We start from the raw sequence: 1,477 nt of genomic DNA, 5'->3' as shown, positions 1-1,477 counted from the left end.
TCCATCTGTGATGCGATTGGCGCCGCAATTGATGCGAAAACTACGGCATTTGAGCGAGAATTGCGCGGGCACCTGTCGTCTGTCGGTGCGACGTTCGTTCCACCCGCAGCGATTGATCACCTTGAGCTGGTCGCTCGTGCGGTGACGTTTCGCAAGCCCTGGGACGGTGACGAGCGGAAAGATGGTTACCGAGACACACTCAATTGGCTGACCGTCATCGATATTGCCGAGTCGAATGCAGGACACGAGGTCTGGTGGGTCTCGCAAAATTCCAAGGACTTCGGCGCCAACGATGACGACGACAATCCTACGAAGTGGCACCACGACATCCACGAGGAGCTTCAATCGAAGGGGCTCATCGATCGGGTGAATTGGGCACACGACATTGCCTCACTCCTGTCCGCCATCGCTGAGCGCACTGCACCCGTCGCGGCTGGAGACAAGCAGGAGTTCGTCGAAAAGATATCCGAGAAAGAACTCTTCGGATACGTGTCCTCAGAGCTAGTGGGTTGGAAGCTTGAGGGTGCGGCCATTGGCCTGCCAAAGGCCACGCGGTCAGCGGAGATCGTATTCATGACGAATTTGCGGGACATCGAGTGGGAGAGCTTGGCAGGAGACGGGGATGGCGGATATGTAGCGCGTTTCAACTCGATCGTGCACGCTGGGATCAAGGCAGTGATTCCGGATGAGGACGGACTGCACTCGGTTACCCCAGAACGCGATTTCAATATTTCCGGAGTTGCGAGCCTGACTCGAGATGGGTCAATTACCTCGGTTTCTCTATCCTCGATTGAGGTGAGTTCCGCATTGCTTCGCGAGGCGTTGGCAAATTTCAAGCATGCAGCTCGTCATGCAGCGGATCGGCATTCGGATAGCGGTCTTGGAGATCGAGATTCTCGCCGGAGGGTCCTTGCTGACATACTGCTTATGGCTATCGCCGGCCTGAATAACCCGCAGCTAGCGGACCTTGACTTTGCTGCGCTCGAAACTAGTTTGCGCGAATCTGGCGTTTCGGAGGATACGATTACGAGCCTCTTGAAACAGGCAAAGCATATGCGCAACGCGACCCTTCACGGACGACCGCTCGAACCGTTCGAATTAGGGTCCGGAGAAGCGGCCTTGGACGGTGATGACTAGCCCCAAGCAACGTAGCTTCATGCTTGCTTGTCGATTGGTTGGAGGTGAAAATGGAACTCGCACAGCTGGTGACTGTGATTGATTCTTTGCAAGCCGCACAGCCGGTAACGGATGCCTTCGAGCCGCGCAGCCGAGACAGCGCGGTCTGGTATTCCTCGCAGAAGGAGCACTTGCTCGGCTTCTGGGGCGAGTACAACACCCCCGGCGCCTACAACCGGAAGCACACAGACCGCGACGCGAAGTTCGCCTACAACCATTTACGCTGCGCCCCAGGTCTACTGTGGCTCGCCGAGGCGCTCGGTGAGGAGCGCGCTGTGCTCGAGCGGGGAATCGATGCGAT

Annotated in this window: 2 protein-coding genes; both read left to right on the top strand. The window is 57.2% G+C overall.

Going from position 1 to position 1,477, the window contains the following annotated elements:
• On the top strand, positions 1-1,137 hold a 1,137-nt coding region (locus tag ACH4F2_RS36070; protein WP_398136816.1), incomplete at its 5' end, for a PIN domain-containing protein.
• 50 nt (positions 1,138-1,187) lie between these two features.
• On the top strand, positions 1,188-1,477 hold a 290-nt coding region (locus tag ACH4F2_RS36065; protein ID WP_398136815.1), incomplete at its 3' end, for a hypothetical protein.

Origin of the sequence: Streptomyces sp. NPDC017890 (assembly GCF_044328675.1) — a bacterium.
Classification (GTDB): domain Bacteria; phylum Actinomycetota; class Actinomycetes; order Streptomycetales; family Streptomycetaceae; genus Streptomyces.
The sequence above is the reverse complement of the archived record's forward strand: the minus strand, read 5'-3'. Positions and strand labels throughout refer to the sequence as shown.